The sequence below is a fragment of the Neobacillus cucumis genome, from assembly GCF_023715505.1.
In genome coordinates this window covers 1-201 of record NZ_JAMBOH010000201.1, presented here as the reverse complement: position 1 = coordinate 201, position 201 = coordinate 1, and the positions used below count along the sequence as shown (strand labels likewise).

Below are 201 nucleotides of genomic sequence, written 5' to 3'. Positions count from 1 at the left end.
GATTTCCCATAGCGTCAAGCTAGTAAGATCCCTGAAAGATGATCAGGTTGATAGGTCAGAGGTGGAAGCGTGGCGACATGTGGAGCTGACTGATACTAATCGATCGAGGACTTAACCATAGTTTATAAAGCGAACTCGTTTTAACTAATTTCTTCTATATATTATCTAGTTTTGAGAGAACGAACTTCTTTCAATTAAATA

At 37.8% G+C, this 201-nt stretch carries 1 rRNA gene; it reads left to right on the top strand.

Going from position 1 to position 201, the window contains the following annotated elements:
• Positions 1-119 (top strand): 23S ribosomal RNA (locus M3226_RS32095); the annotation flags it as partial.
• Positions 120-201 lie beyond the last annotated feature (82 nt).